Below are 20,314 nucleotides of genomic sequence, written 5' to 3'. Positions count from 1 at the left end.
TTAGTTATTTCTGGCATCAGCATCTTGTTGAATCAACTCGATTTTATAACCATCTGGATCTTCAACAAATGCAATAACCGTTACGCCGCCTTTCATTGGGCCAGCTTCACGCACGACTTTACCACCACGTGCTTTAATTTCTTCACATGCTTTATAAGCATCATCAACGCCAATAGCGATATGGCCGTATGCATTGCCTAAATCATAACTTGAAGTATCCCAGTTATGTGTGAGTTCAAGCACAGTATTGGTTTCTTCATCACCATAACCAACAAATGCCAGTGTAAAGCGCCCTTCTTCATAATCACGCTTACGAAGTAACTTCATTCCTAATACTTCGGTATAGAACTTTAAAGATTGTTCTAAATTGCCTACTCGCAACATTGTATGAAGCATTCGCATGTTTATTCACCTGCCTTTTCTGATTCATGTGTTTGATGATCTTTTAGCAGTTTTCCAACCCAAACCACTAAAATCAAGATTGGAATACCAATAAGAGTGGTCATCAAAAAGAATTTTGGATATCCAATATTACTGACAATGGTACCTGAATATCCACCCAAAAGTTTTGGTGTAAGCGTCATGAGTGAACTAAAGATCGCATATTGAACAGCTGTGAACGACACACTCGTTAAACTTGAAAGGAATGCAATAAATGCTGCACCAGCCAAGCCAGAAGCCAAGTTGTCGACAATAATGGCAAAATAAAGCCATAAAGAACTATACGGTTTAATCACCTTACCGCTGATTTCAACTGATTGACCTGAAAGCGGGTCAACGTAAGCTAAGGGTTCAATATTTACATCTAATTCACTTGCTGCTTTTAGATTTGAGCTAACAGCATATGGATGAGATGCAGAAAGTATTTTCCGTTCACCGTCTACTACAGCTACATTGAGTTCTTTACTTGCCGATGAAGCTAATTTTTTCGCATCAATTGCTGCACTAAAAATACCTTTTTCATCTGACATTTTTGCATCAAAATTTTGCCCATCAAGACTAATTATGATTTTTTGTGTAGGGGTTAAAGCTTGCCCAAAGTATTGCCCTCGAATCACAATACTCCTTTCTCCCTCTTTCAAATAGATTTGATCATTACCCATGATCGGTAAAATTTGTAGAGGTGATTGGGTTAATTCAGTAGTGAGTAATGGCTGAGTACGAGTCACAGGTGCTACACCATTTTGTGTGGCATAAGCAGCTTTCACCTCAATTTGTTTCACTCCATTAAAGTTAGAACTTGGTACCGCAAGCTTCCACAAACCTACTTCATCGGGCTGAACTTTATAGCTTTGCTCACCAACTTTTACATCAACTGAATCTAATGGCTGTCCAGATTTTACCAATCCAATAAAAATTAAATTTGTAGAACTTGCCAAAACTGCACCGACAAACATAAGCTTCATAATGTTTATACGCTGTGCTAAAAGGCCACCTAAGAAGCCACCTATTAAACTAAATATCACCCCATAGATTTTGACTGCTTCAGCAATTTGTTCTTTGCTAAAGTTAAGGTCTTGATAAAAAACATTGGAAATAACACCCGCAATAATGTCTGAAATACGGAAGAAACCAATGAGGAGTAATAAGACTAATGCAAGTTTGACACCATAACGTTTAAAGAAATCTAAGATTGGTGCAATCCATGTCTCTTTAGCCATTTGTTGGTTAACTACACCAAATTTAACCAGTAAATAGCCCACAAAAATGGCACAAGCTGTCGCCGTTAAAAATCTTAAAGCTTCTAAACCAAATAATGCTGCGTTGTCTTTTATACTTCCAGCTTGCGAGATTGCATCTGTTATCTGTCCAGAATAAATATAGGTGACTACAAATGAAATAACGGCAACAAAAAACACGAACACCAAACGGTAATAATCACTACTTTTATAGTTTTTATAAACACGATTTACCTGAGGTTCACGAACGAGCAAAGTCGTTACAATACCGACCAACATAACCGCTGCCATGGTTAAGTAAGTCATTTTCCAAGCTTCGTAAATGTAATTACCTTTAGCTGTCCCCAAATGTGCAGCTAGAAATAATGCCCCCGCTCCAGCCACAATCATTCCGATTCGATAACCAGCATTATAGGTAGATGCCAACACTGTTTGCATTTCTGTTTCTGCTAATTCAATACGGTAAGCATCAATCACAATATCTTGTGTTGCTGCTGAAAAACCAAGCAACACCGCACCTACTGCCATTTGAACCAGATAACTCTGACCTAAAGCTGGATCAGAAAAAGCCATAATACAAATAGCAAGAACAATCAAACACTGTGCGATTAACAACCAAGCACGTCTTCGGCCTAACATTTTAGTTAAAACAGGTACAGGTAACTCATCAATGAGAGGAGCCCAAACAAACTTAAAAGAGTAACCTAGAGCCGCCCAACTAAAAAAAGTGACTGCACTTTTATCAATGCCTGCCTCTCCAAGCCATAAAGAGAGACTAGAAAAAATTAATAAAATTGGAATTCCAGCAGAAAAACCAAGGAACAGCATAATTAATGCACGGCGATCTAAAAATGCTTTAAAAGCCGAGACCCAACCCGAAGCTTGTGTGGTCATTCGTTTTTTATTTTCCATAAATTATAAATGTGCCTATTCAAACCCTTCTTACAATTGCTTTCAAGATTCTTTATGCAAACATTTTGGATTTGGCGATAAAAACCGCAAGTTTGCTTGATATTTTATGCTAAACCTGTATACCTTTAGCCTTCAACCTTCGTTTTCTTTTGCTGGATATCAACAGTGACACAAAAACTTGATCAAGTGACTATTTCAACTTTATCACTCGCTAAAACAACCACCACAAACGTCACAGTAAATGCATTTCCTTCAGCTTTTGAGCAACCTGATATAAAAATGACCTTAGACAAGACAGTTTTAAAACCTGAACAACTTACACATATCCCAGATTTTGAAAAAATTCCAGCTTCAACCAAACGCATCAAACCGCTTAATAACTTTTTGGGTCAAGATCGTGCCAAAGCATCTGTAGAGGCGGGAATTTCTTTACCCTACTCAGGCTATAATATTTTTGCCGTAGGAACTGCTGGTTTAGGCAAACGTACCATGATCAAACGTTTGTTACAGCAGCACGCCAAAACAATGCCAACGCCTGATGACTGGGTGTATGTCTATAATTTCAAACAAGCACGTCAACCTATTGCCCTACGTTTCCCAGCAGGTCAAGGGACTAAGTTTCAACAGGCACATGAACAAACTTGGCAAATAATTTTAAAACAACTTGAACGCCGTTTTAGTGCAGAGACTTATCATAACCGTATTGAGCGCATCCGTCAGGAAACAGGCGATGTGCAACAGCAAGCGCTTGTTGAACTGACCAAAGAAGGTGAAGAACTCGACTTAAAACTCATTTCTCGTAATGAGAAACATGGTTTTGTACCTGTACAAGTTAAAGATGATCAAGTTCAAGAACTTACCCAAAATGATATTGATGCTTTAAATAGTAAACAACGTGCTGAAATTGCGGCCAATATTCGCTATATGGATAAAAAGCTGGATCGCCTTGGTCTACATTTAGGTGATTTAGAAGATGACGCACGTGACAAAGTGTCTGTGTTAAATCGAGATATTGCAACGCAAGTCGTTATGCCAAGAATGGATCTTATTTTAAATAAATATGGTCAGGTTAAAGGTCTCGAAGATTACTTAAAACAATATGCTCAAGATATTATTGATAATGTTGAATTGATTTTAGAACAAGATGAAGATGATTATGCTCCATCAATGTTCAACCGTGTTCCTGCACGTTATCAAGCTAATGTTATTGTGGCTAATAAACCAAATAGCGGTGCTCCTGTTATTTTTGAAGACTTTCCAACGCACTATAATTTACTTGGTCACGTTGAACAGCTTACCCATAACGGCACAATTATCACAGATTTCACCTTAATTCGTCCGGGTTCTTTGCATCAAGCCAATGGCGGCTTTTTAATGCTTGAAGCTGAACAGTTACTAGAACAACCATATGCTTGGCAAGGTTTAAAACGCGCGCTTAAATCTGGGCAGCTTAAATTGTCTTCACTTGAACACATGCTGACTTTAACTGGCAGCATTTCGATTGAACCTGCTGCAATTCCGCTCGATATTAAAGTGATCTTAATGGCTGAGCCTGAAATTTATTATGAAATTTTAGAGATTGAACCAGAACTTGGCAGCGTCTTTAAAATTCGTGCAGATTTTACCGATACTCTGCAACGTAATGAAACGAATGAACAGGCTTATATGCAGTTGATTGCTGACTATGTACAAGCCGATAAATTACTACCATTTGATCGTAGCGCTTTAGCAGCTTTATTAACTGATTCTAGCCGCCAAGCAGAAGATCAAAGCTCGTTATCATTACATGCGTCTACTCTAGGTGACCTCATTCGGGAAGCGCACCACCATGCGTTTAAAGCCGAAGACAAGATCGTCACTGAACAGCATATCAATTTAGCTCTACAACATCGACAATACCGTTTGGGCTATTTAAGAGAGCTTTACTGGCAAGATCTTTCACGTGGTACACAATTAATCGAAACATCGGGATACCGTTTAGGTCAGATCAATGCCCTTTCCGTTATTCATTATGCGGATGTTGAGTTTGGTTTGCCTTCACGTTTGACAGCGTCTGTTTATCAAGGTGGTGGTGATATTCTTGATATTGAACGTAGTGTAGAACTTGGTGGTTCACTGCATGCCAAAGGCGTGTTGCTCATGTCTAGCTTCTTGAAAGCTCACTTTGGCCGTGAACAAATTTTACATTTCTCCGCTGCGCTTGCATTTGAACAGAGCTATGGTCAAGTCGATGGCGATAGTGCCACTGTTGCTGAGCTTTCAGCATTGATTTCTGCGATTAGCCAAATACCAATTGATCAATCATGGGCAATTACTGGCTCTATGAACCAATTAGGACAAGTCCAGCCAATTGGTGGCGTCAATGCAAAAATTGAAGGCTTTTATGATGCATGTAAATTACAAGGCTTCACAGGTAAGCAAGGTGTCATTATTCCTCGTCAAAACATGCAGCATTTAATGATACGTCAGGATGTTATTGATGCTGTTCGCAGCGGTCAATTCCATATTCATGCAATTGATACGATTGATCAGGCACTTGAAATCTTAATGGCTCGTCCAGTCGGTGCACTCGATAAAAAGGGTAAGTACAGCAAAAATTCAATTTATGCAGCAGTAATGGAACAACTTGAATATTGGCAAGCCATTGAGGATGGTGCTGAAATTGAAGAAGAGCCAAAAAAGAAAAAGAAAAATAAGAAAAAAATTAAGAAGCATGAAGAACTTACTGCTAACGATCTGCCACAAGAAAATGCAGAAGAAGTTGCCGCATTAAAACAGAAGTAATAAAAAAGGGCCTGTAAAATACAGGCCCTTTTTACTTTTAGACTTGCAAAATTAACGGACGATCTGAATCGCTCGCCCTCCTGCTAACTGGCTAAAATATTGTTTAAGTGCTTCAACACAACGTTGAATTTTCATTGGTTGTTGATCATGCTTGGCAACTTCTGCATACAATGTAAAAGCTGGTAATTTCCAATCTGGCATGAGTTCAATCAAAGAACCATTTTTTAATTCTTTCTGAGCATCCAAATATAAAATTCGTGCAATACCATGTCCTTGCTGACATAACGCTTTTGCAACTTGTAAATTATTGCTCTGCAAACGGCTTTGCATTTCAATATTAAGCGTTTCACCTGTTTTTACATGTTGAAAATTGAAATGGCGCGAGTCATTCATGACATTAATCGACAACAATTCATGATCTCTTAAATCATTAGGATGCACAATTGGACTAGATTGGTTCAGATAACTGGGAGAAGCTACCAAAATTTGATCTACAAAAGCCATCGGAATGATAGAGCTACTCTCTTCTACCGGAGTGGAACTCATGCGTACTGCGATATCAATTCGCTCTTCAATTAAATCGATATAACGATGCCCAACTTCGAAATGCACAGATAAACCGCGATGAGCTGACATCCAGTGAGATAATGCAGGAATGAGGTGTTGAACTGCTAAATCAGGAGTCGTTGCAATACGCAAATCTCCGATTAAATCATCCCTCAATTCATTAATTCTGATTTTTCCCCTTTCAGCAGCCGCCAACATCTCTTGACAGCTTGAAAAAAAAGCCTGTCCGGCTTCTGTTAAACTAAGTTTACGAGTGGAGCGATGTAATAAAATTACATCCATTTCATTCTCAAGGGAACGAATCTGTTGGCTCACCGCACTTGTTGTAATCCCTAATTCACGTGCCGCACCACTAAATGAACTTTTTTCGACCACACAAGCAAAAACACCCATCGCACGAAGCTGATCTAACATAGGTTTCCTCAAATCTAATTTTAAATTTATAAAAAATGCTTATTGTTGTAATGAAAGCAACCAATTACATTATACGAGGAAACCTAAGTTTTTTGCATTAGCTATTTTGGTAAAAGATTTATAGGATTAATCGGTTTTCCATCCAAACGAATCTGGAACTCGAGCATGACCTGAGACGCTCCAGTAGACCCCATTTCGGCAATTTTTTGCCCAGCAGTTATATTATCACCGCTTTTCACAAACATCTTGCTATTGTGGGCATACGCACTGATGTAACCGTCAATATGCTTAATTAAAACCAGATTTCCGTATTCTTTTAAGCCATCTGCTGCATACACAACTTGACCATCAGCTGCGGCATAAATAGGATCACCCTGATTTCCACCATAACGGATTCCCTTGACATTATTTGCCAAATTAAACCCTTGAATCACTGGCCCATTGGTCGGTTTTATCCAACGTAAGCTCGAATTTGGTGCAACCGAAGCTACTGTCGTATTTGTTGATGGTACGCTAGTTGCTGGCTGAGTTACTGGAGTAACAGGCTGTGTTGTTGGTAAAGCAATGGTTTGACGCTTAATTTGTTCAGGTTGCGCCATGACTTGCGTAGAAACTGTTCTTGGCGAAGAACCTTTCTTCAAACGCAACGATTGATTGACATAAATACGATATGGTGCGGGAATATCATTCATTTCGGCAATGCTGACATAGTCCAGACCATAACGCATTGCGATACCACTTAAAGTATCACCTGAACGAACTGTGTAATAGTTAGGAGCCATTGCATAGCGAGAACTATTATTAATTTGCGGTTTAGAAGCACATCCTGCCATAGCCACAGTAAAACCTACAGCTACAGACAACAGCATAATTTTCATTATTTTGTCTTTTTGGATATTCACTCTGCTTTGTTGCCCAATTAAATGCATTGATCTCCCTCACTAAATGCTACAAATCATTTCGGCTAAGAGTACCAAAAAAGTAAGAGGAAACACGTTCCTCTTTTTCTTTATTCACAAAGTTATAACATTCGAGGCAAATTATTGACTCAAACTTAGCTGTAGGTCTTCTAAAACAGCATAATTTGTTGCGTCCATCTGAATCGGGGTAACACTTACATATCCATTGGCCACTGCAAAAAAGTCAGACTGAATCTGGCTTAGATCACGCTGTGGATCTGTAACAGCCTCACCTGCTAGTCCAATCCAATAAACTTGACGTCCTCGTGGGTCGACATGACTCGTAATTGGCTTAGATTGGGCACGGCGTCCCTGATAAGTAATTTGTGCTCCTTTTAATTGTGGTACGTCTGGAATATTAATATTCAAGATATGTCTTGGAGGCAAAGATGGCAGTCCACTTGCAATAAAATCATGAACCCACTGAGCAGCCTGAGCATAATCTTCTTTATTGTTATAAGCGCGTACATCAGAACCAGCTAAAGACACAGCAATTGCGGGTTGCTTCATTAAACGGCCTTCAAACGCTGCGCCTACTGTTCCAGAATATAAAACATCATCACCTAAGTTTGCTCCGCTATTGATTCCACTCACGACCAAGTCAAATTCAAAATCGAACAAACCATTCATTGATAAATAAACACAATCTGCTGGCGTACCATTCACTGCCCAAACATCTTCGGCAATTTGAATTGGGCGTAATGGTCTATCTAATGTTAATGCACTTGAAAAACCACTTCTTTCGCTTTCTGGTGCAACTACAACCACGCGTCCAAGTGGTCTTAATGCTTCAGCTAAAGCCTGTATACCTGGCGCAAAAACACCGTCATCATTCGCAATTAAAATATTCACTAAAATCTTTCTCGACAAATAAACCTAAAGGTTTTCACAATTGAATTATTTGTTGAATTATATATATTTATGCCTCCATAGCATTATAAAATTGTGAAAAAATGAAAACTTTCGCTCCTTTTTTTCAAGTATTGGGGATCAGTATCACATTGTGTACGCAAGCAGTTTTTGCAGATGAGGATATTTCAACACAAGAGGCTGATAGCTTAATTAAAGATGACATTGCCGCAACGCAAGTTTTGCAGGAAATCTGCCCAGCTTTCGTGGGAACAAATAAAAAACTTGAGTCAAATACTCAAAAAATTATTGCGATGTATCTAAACGGTTATTCAAATAAATCAATGTCCTTAGCAAATCTGCAAAATGACACAGAATTTAAAACTTTATTAAATGAAGCACGTCAGGCTGCAAAACAAATGAACCATCATGAACAACATGAGCTCTGTGAAGAGATGGTTAATTATAAGGAATAGGTCTTAATCTTTTTAGAATAGAGATTTATTAATTTTTGGTTTTCTGTTTGGCATTAAGCAGAAAACCAACATAACAATACATTTTTTCCATTTTCTTAATCTACAAATTGGTTAAGCTATCGAGATATTTAAAATTTTTATTTCGGGTTATCGATGTTTATGAAGAAAAGCTTAGTTCAATCGCTCTCTTTGGTTTTACTTATGAGCATGGCAACAGTTGGTTTTGCTGCTAATAAGAAGAAAACAACTGAAAAGAAAACCGAAAATGAAAATGTTGTTGAAGTCACTCCACAACAAGGTATAACCCCTGAAGAATTAGCTGCGATTCAAGTACTTTCTGAAATTTGCCCAGATCTTATTGGCAAAAAAGATGCTGATTTTGCTCAAGGTTACGAACGTTTAGTTAAAGACTATCTACCAAATGAAACTGATGCTGTCTCTGCGTTAGAAAAACGTAGCAAAGACAAAGGCTTCAAAAAATACTTAAAAGAAGCACGTCAAGATGCGAAAGCAGCAGGCGATGACCAAAACACTTTAGTTTGCCAAGACGTGAAAGCATATCAATCGCAAAACTAAATTAGCAAAAAACTCTTGAGTTACAATACTGTTTGAAAAAGCCGACTTCCCCCATAGAAGTCGGCTTTGCTTTATCCTAAAATGCTAGGCTCTTCTGCTTCATACAAGATATTGGAATTACATAGAATGACTCGAAAAAGCGCTATTGCTGCACTACTCCTCTTGCCAAGCTTTTCTTATGCAGCAACTGTCTTATCAGCTCCGCCAGAATTAAATAATAAGTCTTATGTATTAATGGATTACGAGACAGGACAAATTCTTGCTTCTAAAAATGAAAACGAAAAGCTTGCACCTGCTTCTATGACAAAAATGATGACTAGTTACATCATTGAACAAAAATTATTAAAAGGTGATCTGACTGAAAATGAGCAGGTTCGTATGAACGAGTCTGCATGGTGTAAAGGAAGTAGCTCTGAATCATGTATGTATGTCCCTTTAAATGGTACAGCAACTGTTCTAGAAATGCTTCGCGGTATTATTATCCAGTCAGGTAATGATGCATCAAAAGCAATGGCTGAACATATTGCCGGAAATGAAGGCACTTTTGCTCACATGATGAATCAGGAAGCAAAACGTATCGGCATGGTAAATACCCAGTTTGTTAACTCGACTGGTATGCCAGCTGAAGGCCACTATTCAACTGCAAAAGATATGGCAGTTTTAGCGCAGCATATTATTAAAGATAGCTCAAAATATTACCCAATCTACTCTGAAAAAGAATTTACCTTTAATGGTATTAAACAAGGCAACCGTAATGCCTTGCTTTACACAGACCCAAGTGTAGATGGTTTAAAAACAGGCCACACAGATGAAGCTGGTTACTGCTTAACTACTTCAAGTAAACGCGGTCCAATGCGTTTAGTTTCGGTGATTTTTGGTACTCCAAGTATGGCTGAACGTGCAGACCAAACACGTGCTTTATTGGCTTGGGGCTTTGCAAACTTTGAAACAGCAAATGTTCAGCCAGCCAATCAGGTTCTTGCAAAAGCGAAAGTCTGGTTTGGTAAAGAAGATGAAGTTCAAGTGGGTTTAGCTGAAAACTTTAGTGTGACTATGCCTAAAGGTAAAGCTGACGGCATTAAAACTCAGTTAGTGGTTCAACCTAACTTAAATGCGCCACTTCAAAAAGGCCAAGTTGTGGGTAAACTCGTTGCTAGCCTAGACGGCAAAGTAATTGCTGAAAAGCCATTAGTTGCATTAAAGCCAGTTGAAGAAGCAGGATTCTTTGCACGCTTAATCGACCATGTTAAACAATTCTTCAGCAACTTATTCTAATTTTTGAATAGTTAAATTAAGCACTCATGCTATTTAGCCTGAGTGCTTTTTTATTTTATAATTCGACTAAATTTTATGTTGATACCTCTCATGGCAAAGAACATCCGTCCTTATCTTGAACACCGCCCTCAAGTTGATACAACGTGCTATATCGATGACATGGCTGTTGTAGTCGGTGAAGTGAGCTTAGCTGAAAATGTTTCTGTCTGGCCTTTTGCTGTGATTCGCGGCGACGTAAATAGTATTCAAATTGGTAAAAACAGTAACGTACAAGACCATTGTATGTTGCATGTTAGCCACAAAAATGATGCGAAACCTAATGGTTCACCTCTTATTATTGGTGAAAATGTGACTGTTGGCCACCATGTCACCTTGCATGGCTGCACCATCGGTAACCGTGTTTTAATCGGGATCAATACCGTTGTTCTAGATGACGTGATTATTGAGGATGATGTGATGATTGGCGCGGGAAGTTTGGTTCCACCGCGTAAAGTCTTAAAAAGTGGTTATTTGTATGTAGGAAGCCCTGTACAGCAAGTGCGCCCATTGACCGAAAAAGAATTAGCGTTCCTTCCTTATTCGGCAAGACATTATGTAAAAGTACAAAATAATCATAAAGCAGCCCAAGATTAATTAGCTTTATTAACTGCTAGTAATAAAATTCTGATTTTTTAAGCGATATGGTTTTGTAGATATTGCTCATATCGTTTAGCAGATCACCGTAGCCAAAAACCCCTAAATTTCGTATTATACGTCTTTTAAATAATGGTGCTTTTTTATGGCCGCATGGACTCCTCATGTCACCGTTGCTACAGTCGTAGAAAAAGACGGACGCTATCTTTTTGTAGAAGAACATAGCGAAGGTTTTGTACACACCGTATTTAACCAACCTGCTGGTCATGTAGAATGTGGTGAGTCATTAACACAAGCAGCCATTCGTGAAACACTTGAAGAAACGGGTCATCATGTTGAAATTGATGCCTTGCTCGGTATTTATACTTATACCCCGCCCATGTTTCCGGATCGTACCTATTACCGCTTCTGTTTTCTAGCACATGTGACTCAGGTTGAAAGCAATCCTCAACTCGATACAGATATCGTAGCTGCTGTGTGGATGACACCAGATGAGCTCAAAGAATCTGCTCGTGCTCGTAGTCCACTCGTACTTAAAGCAGTTGAAGATGCCATGAAAGGCCACCATTATCCTCTATCGCTTATTTATGAGCACCCTTTCTCTCCCTCATTAACTTCTCATTTGGATGCCTAGTCCTATGCAACAACGTGTCATCGTCGGTATGTCTGGTGGTGTAGACTCTTCTGTTTCTGCAGCACTTTTACTTCAACAAGGATATCAAGTTGAAGGTCTTTTCATGAAGAACTGGGAGGAAGACGACGGCACGGAATACTGTACAGCAATGGAAGATTTAGCCGATGCTCAAGCAGTAGCCGATAAAATAGGGATTAAGCTACACACAGCAAACTTTGCCATGGAATATTGGGATCGCGTATTTGAACTTTTCTTAGCTGAATATGCAGCTGGACGCACGCCAAACCCAGATATTTTATGTAATAAAGAAATTAAGTTCCGTGCATTTTTAGATCATGCCATGACTTTAGGTGCAAACTTTATCGCAACTGGTCATTATGCTCGCCGTGGTGAAACTGCATATAACTCGAAAGGCGAAGCATACGCACCATTATTACGTGGTGTAGACAATAACAAAGACCAAACTTATTTCTTACATGCTGTTCATGGTAAAGAAATTAACAAAACCCTATTTCCAGTGGGTGAGATTGAAAAGCCAGAAGTTCGCAGAATTGCTGAAGAGCTTGATCTTGCTACAGCCAAGAAAAAAGACTCTACTGGGATCTGTTTTATTGGCGAACGTCGATTTAATGACTTCCTTAAACAATATTTGCCCGCTCAACCTGGAAAAATTGTACTTGATACAGGTAAAGAAGTTGGTGAACATCACGGTCTGATGTACTATACGCTCGGTCAACGTGGCGGAATTGGTCTAGGTGGTTTGAAAGGTGCAGCTGAAGGTGCATGGTTCGTACTACACAAAGATATTGCCAATAACCGCCTAGTTATTGGTCAGGGACATGAACACCCACTCATGCAAAGCACACAGCTTTGGAGTGAGTCAATTGACTGGGTGGCGGGCGAACAGAATATTCCAGCTGAAGGTTTACGCTGTACAGCTAAAACACGCTATCGCCAACCTGATCAGGCGTGTACAGTTTTTAATGATGAAAATAGTGAACACGGTGTACGAGTTGAGTTTGATGAACCTCAGCGCGCTGTTACACCGGGTCAAAGCGTTGTATTTTATTCAGATGAAGTTTGCTTAGGCGGGGGTGTCATTCACCATACAAATGCCCCTACACCAAATTTTATTTAAGGGAATGAATGGCATGGTGGAGTTACCATTTCAACAATCACAAGCCTTGAATGTTCGCCAAAACCGTGCCCTTGCCTTGGCTGGGGTATTTCAGGCCACCCAGCTCACGCATATGACAGCCCTAACGGGTCAGCAGAGTATTGGTGAAAGTGGTAACTTCTATTTTGAGCTGTTAATCAAAGCGAGTTTAAATATTCGCCCTACAGTCAATAATGGTGTCCAAACATTAGATTTTTTTAATCAGTTGGCAGATATTTCTTTAGGGCTTAAAACACTCGAAAATTGTATTACCCAACCTTTTACAAATATGCCTAAATCTCGCCTTCCAAAAATGGGCACTGCCAAGCTTCCGATGTCATACGCTATGTCCCTTTTACAATTAGAAAAGAAGGTCTATGGCAACCCAGAATACGTCGCAATCATTGAAAAAGCTCAGCAAAAGATTTTAAAACAGCTTTCTTTTTTTGATAATAACTATTTACACCCAAGCATTTTAGCCAATTTGGCTCAAACTTATGTCGATACTGCTGGGCAGATTAACCCTCGCATTCTCGTTCGTGGTAATGCAGAAGCATTTAAAGATACCAACCATACTAACCGCATCCGTGCTTGTCTGTTTACTGGCTTGCAAATGGCCCATTTATGGCGACAACTCGGTGGTAGTTCGTGGAACATGATTTTTAGCAAGCGTAAATTGCTACAGGATATTCAGGCACTTGCTCGTTTACAGTACCAAGTCATCTAAGGCTGTAAAGAGATTATTTTTGGTTTTATGTTTTATTCCAACATTAAGGAATCGTTATGAACGCTTTAACCGCACTATCACCATTAGATGGACGTTATGCCAGCAAATGTGATGCGCTACGCCCTTTTCTTTCTGAGTTTGGTTTAATTCATGCTCGTGTCACTGTAGAAGTGCGTTGGTTACAAGCGCTTTCTAACCGTCCAGAAATTGTTGAAGTTGCTCCTTTTTCAAATGAAACAAATGCAGCTTTAGATGCCATTGTTAGCAACTTTTCTGAAGAAGATGCTAACCGCATTAAAGAAATTGAACGCACAACGAACCATGATGTAAAAGCTGTTGAGTATTTCTTAAAAGAGAAAATTGCAGGTATTACTGAATTACAAAATGCGGGTGAGTTCATTCACTTTGCTTGTACATCAGAAGACATTAACAACTTGTCTCATGCGCTTATGCTTAAAAACGGCCGCGAAGTTTTAGTATCAAGCATGAAGCAAATTTTAAATGCGATCTCTGCTTTAGCAACGACTCATGCTGAACAACCAATGTTGTCTCGTACACACGGTCAAACTGCAAGCCCAACAACTTTGGGTAAAGAAATGGCAAACGTTGCATACCGTTTAGCTCGCCAAATCAAGCAATTTGAAAATGTTGAGCTACTCGGCAAAATCAACGGCGCTGTAGGTAACTACAATGCTCACCTTTCTGCTTATCCAGATGTTGACTGGGCTGCGCATGCTCAAGCTTTTGTGGAATCTTTAGGTTTAGCATTCAACCCGTACACAACACAAATCGAGCCACATGACTACATGGCAGAGTTGTTTGATGCCCTACGTCGCTTCAACACGATTTTAATCGACTTTAACCGTGACGTATGGGGTTACATCTCTTTAGGTTACTTCAAACAAAGATTAAAAGATGGTGAAGTTGGTTCTTCAACTATGCCACACAAAGTTAACCCAATTGACTTTGAAAACTCTGAAGGTAACTTAGGTATTGCGAATGCTGTATTAGCGCACTTAGGCGAAAAATTACCAATTTCTCGCTGGCAGCGTGACTTAACTGACTCTACTGTACTTCGTAATATGGGTGTTGGTTTTGCGCAAAGTTTAATTGCTTTTGATGCGTGTTTAAAAGGTGTTGGTAAACTTGAGCTCAATGCAGCTCGTTTACTTGAAGATCTTGACCAAGCTCAAGAAGTTTTAGCAGAGCCAATCCAAACTGTTATGCGCCGTTATAACGTTGAAAAACCATATGAAAAGTTAAAAGCATTAACTCGTGGTCAAGCAATGACTCGCGACATGATGGTTAATTTCGTAAATGGTGAGGAACTTCTTCAAGTGCCAAGCGAAGAGCGTGCACGTTTAGCAGAGCTTACTCCTGCAACTTACACAGGTAATGCTGCTGAACAAGCAAAACAGATCAATGACTTAATTAGCAAAATCTAATTGAAAAGTTAAAAAAAGCGAAGCTTCGGCTTCGCTTTTTTATTACACTGATATAAAGCACAATAAAGTCCTATTTATAAAATGATCGAAAAACAATTCAAACTTAAACACTATGTTGCTCTAGTCCTCATATTTATTGCCATCTTACTATCAAGCATTCACCCCCTTGAATTTGAAGCTTATTTACTTCATCAGGTGGGGACTGTTTTTATGTTAGTTCTACTATTTATTATTTTTAAAAAGATTGGTCTCGATTTTTTAAGTTTTACTCTCTACTTACTATTTTTACTGATTCACATTATCGGTGCACATTACCTATATTCATATGTTCCTTACAATGACTGGATTCAACAGGTGTTTCATTTTAATCTAGATCAATACATGGGGTGGTCCCGTAATATGTATGATCGTTTAGTTCATCTTGCCTATGGTGTTTTACTCTACCCTCTTATTTATCGAGTTTTTCAAGTTTGGTTGCCTACAGCACGACCTTTTACTCTGTTTTTACTTGTGATCCAGTTCGTGATGGCATCTAGCGTTTTTTATGAACTCATTGAATGGGCGATTGCAATTGGTTTATCTCCAGAAGAAGCTGAGAATTATAATGGTCAACAAGGCGACATGTGGGATGCCCATAAAGATATGCTGTTAGCAACTATTGGGGCAATAATTTATGGAGTTGCTGCTCTTATAAAAAAACCTAAAATAAATAATTCATAAATAAAAAAAAGCGCTCAATGAGCGCTTTTTTTAAAGGTTCTTCAGACTACTGGATAAGTTTGATCTAAAAGATTTTGTAAAACTGAAGAAGTTGTATTTGGTAGAAGATGATCTAGATTGGTCGTGACTTCACTAACTGTATTATTTACATCACTCTGTTCATTCACCACTGGCTTAGACTCTGTTGCAGATAAAATTTTTGCGATCGGGTCTGAATCATTAGATGAAGAACTTTTTAACAACTCATCTAATTGCACAGATTTTTGCTGGCCACTATCCGTTTCATTCGTTGTGCTTTGTACTAGCTTTAATGTATTTAACCCAACACTATCAGCAACAGATACAGTTTCTGTATGAGCAGTATCAACTACTGCGTCACTTAAACTCGCAGTCTTTGGCGCGACTACATAAAAGGTAAATGGCGAACTGACTTCACTCGTAAGTCCTGCTGCATCTGTCTGAGTCAAAGTAATCGTATGCTTTCCAAGGGCTAAATCTTTATCAAGACTAAACGTCCACGATCTACCACTACTTACGGTCACAATTCCAATAGCAACGCCATTATCATAAATAGTGAGTGTGGCATTTGCCTCGCCTGATCCCGTAAATTTTGGTCTTGCATCATCAGTTTCAGAACCTGCTGTAATCGCACCTTTTAAAGCGCCTACATCATCATCCACACTATTTAAGACAGGTTTAATAGGAGGTGTAGTATCTTTAGTACCGATAATATCAAGAACATCAGATTTATTTCCAGCACTATCAATAGCTGATACAGAGGCATGTTTATTATCAGTTAAGGCTGGTGAAATAGAAATCGTAAATTTCCCATCTGCACCAGCGGTTCCACTGCCAATGACCTTGCCGCTTAAATCTTTAACTTCAATTTTTGCATTAGCTTCTGCTGTGCCTGTTACTGTTGTACCATCCGCATTAATTTGAGCAACGGGTTTATCAGGTGCAATAGAGTCATAATTTGGAGAAATTTCTAAAGGTTTAGAAGTATTTCCTGCTGCATCTTCAACAACAATAGTAGCCTTCTGTGCATCTTTTAATGCGGGAGAAAGCGTGATTTGAAACTCGCCTTGAGCATTTGCCGTACCAGTTCCAATCACCTTACCATCAGCATCTTTAATTTGAACCTTTGCATTAGCTTCAGTTTTACCTTCAACTGTTGTGCCTTCTTTATTCACTTCTACTAAAGGCACATCTGGAGCAAAGGTATCCTTTCCTGCAATTATTTTACTTGGCTCAGATTTATTGCCAGCCGCATCTTCTGCAACCACCTTACCACCAGCCTCACTCGTCAATGGCGGAGTAAGTTTTAAAGAAAAGATCCCATCTTTATTCGCAGTTACAGTTCCTAATACTTTATCAGCGGCATCATATACAGTAATTTTTGCATTCGCTTCAGCTTTACCTGTTACCAATGAACCATCATCGCTCAGCTGAACTTGCGGTGCATCTGGAGCTATTGTGTCTTTACTACCAGTAACAACGCCTGGTTTAGAGATATTTCCAGCAGCATCCTCAGCAAAAATATTTAATTTATTTCCATTTGCTAAAGGTTTATCAAGTTTAATGGTAAAATTACCGCTTGCATCTGCTACACCTGTTGCTATCGTATTTCCAGCAGCATCTTTAAGATAAATTTTTGCATTCGCTTCTGCTTTGCCTGTTACCGTAACAGTATCATCGCCAACAGTGGCAGTCGGTGCAGCTGGAGCTAGGTTATCTACAGGTCCTGAAGAATCATCTTTGTCATCGTTATCAAAAGCCCAAAGATATAAGCCTTCAGCAGCTAAAACTGCCAAACCTGCTTTTAGCACGTTACCCATCGAAAAAGTTGGGGAATCATCAACTGCCATTGTTGAAGCTGGTTGGCTAGTGCTTGTATAGGCTAAATCTGTGACATGGTTTAGACCTGTATAATCTATAACCTTACCTTGTGCGTCGAATTGGGCTTCAACAAATTTTCCATGTTCAGTTGGAAAAACAAGTGAATGGTCCGTTGTATTCGTTGCTTCCTTAAAGAAATTATCTAAGACAATGGTCTCTCCATTTTTTAAATGGATGACGAGACTTCCCCCTTGCTTTTCCATCGATGCTATATCTTTTTGACTTACACCAATTTGAATAATAGAAGGTTTACTTAATACTACCTTATTGAGCTGACCATCTTGCAGAACGTCCAAACCCTCTTTGGATGCCACAATTATTCTTGTCATTATTTCCTACCCTGAGTTTCAGTTATATTTTTTAAATGTTTAACTTTTTAAATGATTCATCTAAAAGCTATTTTATTGCTGTTTAAAATAGCAAAACCATGTGTTTATCACAATTCAAAAAGTATATTTATCAATAATTATTTTTGACTTTTTATTAAAAAGCTAAAGATATTTAAAAGGCTGGATTTATTTATTAATTCAATAAAAAACCAGCTTTTTAAGCTGGTTTTTATCAAAATATGAATCACAAAAACTTATAGTTTTGGATCACGCATCTGCACAAGCGTCGCATTTGCTTTTGCAAGGTTTTCCATCACTTTATTCATTACAGCTGGAATCAAACTATCTGCCATTTGTGCCGCTTGTAAACCCAACTTTTCACCTAATGTCGCTTTCTTACGAGTGTTAATCACATAGACATCATGCTGTGCTAATAAAGCTAATAGATACTCATCAGATGTTTGTAATTTATCAACAAGATTAAGATTAAGCGCATCTTCACCATACCAATGTTCACCTGTAGCGACTTTATCAACATTAAGCTGTGGTCGATACTTTTCTACAAAGTGCTTAAATAACACATGAGTCTGTTGAAGCTCTTCTTCGAACTTTGCTTTACCTTCGGGGGTGTTTTCGCCAAACATAGTCACAGTACGCTTATATTGCCCTGCTGTATAAAGCTCAAAGTCAACATTATGTTCTTTTAAAAGGCGATTAAAGTTTGGAACTTGAGCAACAACACCAATTGAACCCACAATAGCAAAAGGTGCAGTAATAATTTCATTTGCGATACATGCCATCATATAGCCGCCACTCGCTGCCACTTTGTCTACACAGATGGTCAGATGGAAACCTGCATCGCGTAAGCGCACCAATTGAGCTGCTGCTAGACCATAACCATGTACCATGCCTCCAGGGCTTTCAAGGCGAACGACAACGCGGTCACGCCCTGCTTTAGCAGTTGCTAAAATGAGAGTAATTTCTTCTCGTATGTTTTCAACTGCTGAAGCTTGAATATCACCTTTAAAATCCAACACAAAGATTTTCTGATTATTTTTACGGCGGATTTTAGCTTCTTTAGCAAGTTGTTGAGCCAATTGTAAAAGTTCTAAACGGCTTGCAGTAGTTTGTGCAATTTTTTTTCTCTGTTCATTTACACGTGCATTTAAATGACTAACACGTATTTCTGCAGGGAGTTTAGGCAAATGGAATAACATAAAATTCTAAGCTCATAAGTTATCTTTTATAGCCTTAAGATGTGGTCCTTTTGATTAAAATTCAATAGCGATTTTGCAAAATAGAGTCATTTTCATTTATAAAATAAAAAAAAGAGCGCATGGCTCTTTTTCTTATATCAATTACTAATTAACCGAAGCGTCCAGTAATATAGGCTTCCGTCAACTGATGGTCAGGTTGAGTAAAGACTTTTTCAGTTGAGTTGACTTCAATCAAATCACCTAAATGGAAATAGGCAGTACGATCTGAAACACGTGCTGCTTGTTGCATAGAGTGAGTCACAATTACAATTGTATATTGATTCGACAATTCAGAAATCAATTCTTCAATTTTTGCTGTGGCAATTGGGTCAAGTGCAGAACATGGCTCATCCATTAAAATGACTTCTGGACTTACTGCAATCGTACGTGCAATACATAAACGTTGCTGTTGACCACCTGACAAACCAGTACCCGGTTGATTCAAACGATCTTTCACTTCGTCCCATAAACCCGCTTTACGCAAGCTATTTTCAACAATTTCTTCAAGATCATATTTATCACGTGCTAGACCATGAAGTTTAGGGCCATAAGCCACGTTATCAAAAATAGTTTTAGGGAATGGATTTGGCTTCTGGAACACCATACCAACTTGAGCACGTAATAATACGACATCAAGGTTTGGGTCATAAATATTGTGGTTATCAAGTGTAATCTTACCGGTTACACGACAACCATCAATGGTGTCATTCATGCGGTTTATCGTACGAAGAAAGGTAGATTTACCACAACCTGACGGTCCAATAAAAGCAATAACTTCGTTTTGGTAAATATCAAGGTCAATACCCTTAATCGCTTCAAAATCACCATAATAAACATGGGCATCTTGTGCACTAATTTTGATTTCGGTTGAGTTCTGCTTTTTTGAAGTATGTGGTTCAAAATGCGAAACATACGAAGTGCCATGATTTTGCGATTTATCTGTAAATTGAGATTGTTCAGTGTTCACTAACTTATCCTTTTCTAAGGAATTCGTAATATCAATAGTATTCATCATTTATCCTCT

The 20,314-nt window shown here is 38.7% G+C and carries 18 protein-coding genes; 10 read left to right on the top strand and 8 right to left on the bottom strand.

Annotated elements, in window-relative coordinates; all coding sequences use genetic code 11:
• Both gloA and MKL38_RS06080 read right to left on the bottom strand, forming a co-directional pair.
• Positions 1 to 402, bottom strand: coding sequence for a lactoylglutathione lyase (gene gloA, locus MKL38_RS06085; RefSeq protein WP_003650472.1), 402 nt, complete (start codon positions 400 to 402; stop codon positions 1 to 3).
• A gap of 2 nt (positions 403 to 404) precedes the next feature.
• A complete protein-coding gene (locus tag MKL38_RS06080) occupies positions 405 to 2,591 on the bottom strand; it encodes an AmpG family muropeptide MFS transporter (protein ID WP_270902808.1) in 2,187 nt (728 codons plus the stop codon).
• 165 nt (positions 2,592 to 2,756) lie between these two features.
• On the opposite strand from MKL38_RS06080, the gene MKL38_RS06075 reads away from it, so the two are divergent.
• Positions 2,757 to 5,375, top strand: a complete 2,619-nt coding sequence (locus tag MKL38_RS06075) for a Lon protease family protein (protein ID WP_270902807.1) — start codon at positions 2,757 to 2,759, stop codon at positions 5,373 to 5,375.
• A gap of 51 nt (positions 5,376 to 5,426) precedes the next feature.
• Here MKL38_RS06075 and MKL38_RS06070 read toward each other — a convergent pair whose 3' ends face one another.
• From MKL38_RS06070 to surE, 3 genes are all read right to left on the bottom strand, one after another.
• Positions 5,427 to 6,356, bottom strand: a complete 930-nt coding sequence (locus MKL38_RS06070; RefSeq protein WP_003650468.1) for a LysR family transcriptional regulator — start codon at positions 6,354 to 6,356, stop codon at positions 5,427 to 5,429.
• A 101-nt stretch (positions 6,357 to 6,457) separates the two neighbouring features.
• The gene (locus MKL38_RS06065) at positions 6,458 to 7,285 is read right to left on the bottom strand and encodes a peptidoglycan DD-metalloendopeptidase family protein (protein ID WP_017391904.1); all 828 of its coding nucleotides are present in this window, start codon (positions 7,283 to 7,285) and stop codon (positions 6,458 to 6,460) included.
• A 111-nt stretch (positions 7,286 to 7,396) separates the two neighbouring features.
• A complete protein-coding gene (surE, locus tag MKL38_RS06060; RefSeq protein ID WP_004643567.1) occupies positions 7,397 to 8,167 on the bottom strand; it encodes a 5'/3'-nucleotidase SurE in 771 nt (256 codons plus the stop codon).
• Positions 8,168 to 8,268: 101 nt separating this feature from the next.
• Here surE and MKL38_RS06055 point away from each other — a divergent pair, with 101 nt between their 5' ends.
• From MKL38_RS06055 to MKL38_RS06015, 9 genes are all read left to right on the top strand, one after another.
• Positions 8,269 to 8,640 (top strand): MCR_0457 family protein, encoded by a 372-nt coding sequence (locus MKL38_RS06055; protein ID WP_270902806.1) that lies wholly within the window; start codon positions 8,269 to 8,271, stop codon positions 8,638 to 8,640.
• Between the two features lie 153 nt (positions 8,641 to 8,793).
• Entirely contained in the window at positions 8,794 to 9,216 is a 423-nt protein-coding gene (locus MKL38_RS06050; RefSeq protein ID WP_270902805.1) for an MCR_0457 family protein, read from the top strand.
• Between the two features lie 126 nt (positions 9,217 to 9,342).
• Positions 9,343 to 10,491 (top strand): D-alanyl-D-alanine carboxypeptidase PBP5/6, encoded by a 1,149-nt coding sequence (dacC, locus tag MKL38_RS06045; protein WP_003650463.1) that lies wholly within the window; start codon positions 9,343 to 9,345, stop codon positions 10,489 to 10,491.
• 90 nt (positions 10,492 to 10,581) lie between these two features.
• The gene (locus MKL38_RS06040; RefSeq protein ID WP_270902804.1) at positions 10,582 to 11,124 is read left to right on the top strand and encodes a gamma carbonic anhydrase family protein; all 543 of its coding nucleotides are present in this window, start codon (positions 10,582 to 10,584) and stop codon (positions 11,122 to 11,124) included.
• Positions 11,125 to 11,269: 145 nt separating this feature from the next.
• Positions 11,270 to 11,758 (top strand): NUDIX hydrolase, encoded by a 489-nt coding sequence (locus MKL38_RS06035; RefSeq protein WP_003650461.1) that lies wholly within the window; start codon positions 11,270 to 11,272, stop codon positions 11,756 to 11,758.
• Between the two features lie 4 nt (positions 11,759 to 11,762).
• Positions 11,763 to 12,896 (top strand): tRNA 2-thiouridine(34) synthase MnmA, encoded by a 1,134-nt coding sequence (gene mnmA, locus MKL38_RS06030; protein ID WP_270902803.1) that lies wholly within the window; start codon positions 11,763 to 11,765, stop codon positions 12,894 to 12,896.
• Positions 12,897 to 12,909: 13 nt separating this feature from the next.
• Positions 12,910 to 13,641 (top strand): high frequency lysogenization protein HflD, encoded by a 732-nt coding sequence (gene hflD, locus MKL38_RS06025; protein WP_270902802.1) that lies wholly within the window; start codon positions 12,910 to 12,912, stop codon positions 13,639 to 13,641.
• A 56-nt stretch (positions 13,642 to 13,697) separates the two neighbouring features.
• The gene (purB, locus tag MKL38_RS06020; protein WP_003650458.1) at positions 13,698 to 15,086 is read left to right on the top strand and encodes an adenylosuccinate lyase; all 1,389 of its coding nucleotides are present in this window, start codon (positions 13,698 to 13,700) and stop codon (positions 15,084 to 15,086) included.
• A gap of 81 nt (positions 15,087 to 15,167) precedes the next feature.
• Complete coding sequence (locus MKL38_RS06015; RefSeq protein ID WP_080027556.1) at positions 15,168 to 15,806, top strand: DUF2238 domain-containing protein; 639 nt, start codon at positions 15,168 to 15,170, stop codon at positions 15,804 to 15,806.
• Between the two features lie 41 nt (positions 15,807 to 15,847).
• On the opposite strand, the gene blp2 is transcribed toward MKL38_RS06015, so the two are convergent.
• From blp2 to pstB, 3 genes are all read right to left on the bottom strand, one after another.
• Complete coding sequence (blp2, locus tag MKL38_RS06010; RefSeq protein ID WP_270902801.1) at positions 15,848 to 18,034, bottom strand: Ig-like repeat protein Blp2; 2,187 nt, start codon at positions 18,032 to 18,034, stop codon at positions 15,848 to 15,850.
• A gap of 254 nt (positions 18,035 to 18,288) precedes the next feature.
• The gene (gene sohB, locus MKL38_RS06005) at positions 18,289 to 19,251 is read right to left on the bottom strand and encodes a protease SohB (protein ID WP_270902800.1); all 963 of its coding nucleotides are present in this window, start codon (positions 19,249 to 19,251) and stop codon (positions 18,289 to 18,291) included.
• Between the two features lie 148 nt (positions 19,252 to 19,399).
• Positions 19,400 to 20,302, bottom strand: a complete 903-nt coding sequence (gene pstB / locus MKL38_RS06000) for a phosphate ABC transporter ATP-binding protein PstB (protein WP_003650451.1) — start codon at positions 20,300 to 20,302, stop codon at positions 19,400 to 19,402.
• Positions 20,303 to 20,314: the final 12 nt, after the last annotated feature.

Source organism: Acinetobacter sp. AOR14_HL (assembly GCF_027855175.1).
GTDB lineage: Bacteria > Pseudomonadota > Gammaproteobacteria > Pseudomonadales > Moraxellaceae > Acinetobacter > Acinetobacter calcoaceticus.
The sequence above is the reverse complement of the archived record's forward strand: the minus strand, read 5'-3'. Positions and strand labels throughout refer to the sequence as shown.

Coding starts and splice junctions, on each gene's coding strand:
- gloA (WP_003650472.1), bottom strand. CDS start 402: ATGCGAATGCTTCATACAATGTTGCGAGTAGGCAATTTAGAACAATCT.
- MKL38_RS06080 (WP_270902808.1), bottom strand. CDS start 2,591: ATGGAAAATAAAAAACGAATGACCACACAAGCTTCGGGTTGGGTCTCG.
- MKL38_RS06070 (WP_003650468.1), bottom strand. CDS start 6,356: ATGTTAGATCAGCTTCGTGCGATGGGTGTTTTTGCTTGTGTGGTCGAA.
- MKL38_RS06065 (WP_017391904.1), bottom strand. CDS start 7,285: ATGCATTTAATTGGGCAACAAAGCAGAGTGAATATCCAAAAAGACAAA.
- MKL38_RS06055 (WP_270902806.1), top strand. CDS start 8,269: ATGAAAACTTTCGCTCCTTTTTTTCAAGTATTGGGGATCAGTATCACA.
- MKL38_RS06050 (WP_270902805.1), top strand. CDS start 8,794: ATGTTTATGAAGAAAAGCTTAGTTCAATCGCTCTCTTTGGTTTTACTT.
- dacC (WP_003650463.1), top strand. CDS start 9,343: ATGACTCGAAAAAGCGCTATTGCTGCACTACTCCTCTTGCCAAGCTTT.
- MKL38_RS06040 (WP_270902804.1), top strand. CDS start 10,582: ATGGCAAAGAACATCCGTCCTTATCTTGAACACCGCCCTCAAGTTGAT.
- MKL38_RS06035 (WP_003650461.1), top strand. CDS start 11,270: ATGGCCGCATGGACTCCTCATGTCACCGTTGCTACAGTCGTAGAAAAA.
- mnmA (WP_270902803.1), top strand. CDS start 11,763: ATGCAACAACGTGTCATCGTCGGTATGTCTGGTGGTGTAGACTCTTCT.
- hflD (WP_270902802.1), top strand. CDS start 12,910: ATGGTGGAGTTACCATTTCAACAATCACAAGCCTTGAATGTTCGCCAA.
- purB (WP_003650458.1), top strand. CDS start 13,698: ATGAACGCTTTAACCGCACTATCACCATTAGATGGACGTTATGCCAGC.
- MKL38_RS06015 (WP_080027556.1), top strand. CDS start 15,168: ATGATCGAAAAACAATTCAAACTTAAACACTATGTTGCTCTAGTCCTC.
- blp2 (WP_270902801.1), bottom strand. CDS start 18,034: ATGACAAGAATAATTGTGGCATCCAAAGAGGGTTTGGACGTTCTGCAA.
- sohB (WP_270902800.1), bottom strand. CDS start 19,251: ATGTTATTCCATTTGCCTAAACTCCCTGCAGAAATACGTGTTAGTCAT.
- pstB (WP_003650451.1), bottom strand. CDS start 20,302: ATGAATACTATTGATATTACGAATTCCTTAGAAAAGGATAAGTTAGTG.